The organism is Sphingobium sp. (genome assembly GCF_041987595.1).
Taxonomy (GTDB): Bacteria; Pseudomonadota; Alphaproteobacteria; order Sphingomonadales; family Sphingomonadaceae; genus Sphingobium.
In genome coordinates, this window is sequence record NZ_JBHIWJ010000206.1 from 1 (window position 1) to 767 (window position 767).

The 767-nt window shown below is 58.1% G+C and carries 2 protein-coding genes; both read left to right on the top strand.

Features of this window, described 5'->3' with window-relative positions; all coding sequences use genetic code 11:
• Positions 1–101 precede the first annotated feature (101 nt).
• Positions 102–434: a helix-turn-helix transcriptional regulator gene (locus ACFC3J_RS22760; protein WP_024337429.1), complete on the top strand. Its 333-nt coding sequence runs from the start codon at positions 102–104 to the stop codon at positions 432–434.
• A gap of 19 nt (positions 435–453) precedes the next feature.
• Positions 454–767, top strand: a 314-nt coding sequence (locus ACFC3J_RS22765; protein ID WP_375198183.1) for a rhodanese-like domain-containing protein, incomplete at its 3' end; no start/stop codon positions are given.

Here is a 767-nt window from a genome sequence, read left to right on the forward strand (position 1 = left end):
GTGACATGTCTGGAACCTCCTGATGTCATCGTCCGGTTGGTCTTGACGGATATATTAGCATAAACTAAATAAGCAATATCTAAAATAAAAGAGAAGGCCCGATGGCGTCCTCAACATTTGATCCGGAAACCTTCGAGAAGCAGGCCGTCGAGGTCGCCGCCATCTTGCGGGCGCTCGCGAACGAGCGCCGGTTGATGATCCTGTGCAGGCTGGTTGAATGCGGCGAGGACAACGTCGGTTCCCTGGCTCAAGCCGTGGGCCTGTCGCAGTCGGCCCTGTCCCAGCACCTGGCGAAAATGCGCGACGAGGGTCTCGTCGCGTTCCGGAGGGAGAGCCAGACGCTCTGGTATCGCATTGCCGATCCGCGGATCGAACAACTCTTCGCAACGTTCTACAGGCTGTTTTGCGCGCCTGTCAGAACTAGGAGCAGATAAGCCAACATAGGAGCCGATAATGTCGCTACCCACTATCAATCCCGCACAAGCTCGCAATCTCCTGGCGAAAGGTGCTATCCTCATCGACATCCGCGAGGCGAATGAGCATGCCCGCGAAAGGATCGTGGGCGCCCGAAACTTGCCTTTGTCCAAGCTCGACGAGGCCGATCTTGCGGCGCATCAGGGCAAGCAGGTCATTTTCCACTGCAAGAGCGGCGCTCGCACGCAGATCAATGCGTCGCGGCTCGCGTCGAAACTGGACGGAAGCTGCGAAGCCTTCATCGTGGAAGGCGGGATCGACGCCTGGCGCAAGGCGGGGCTGCCGGTTGAAAA

Excerpts from the sequence above, each read along its gene's own strand:
- ACFC3J_RS22760 (WP_024337429.1), top strand. The coding sequence starts at position 102 with ATGGCGTCCTCAACATTTGATCCGGAAACCTTCGAGAAGCAGGCCGTC.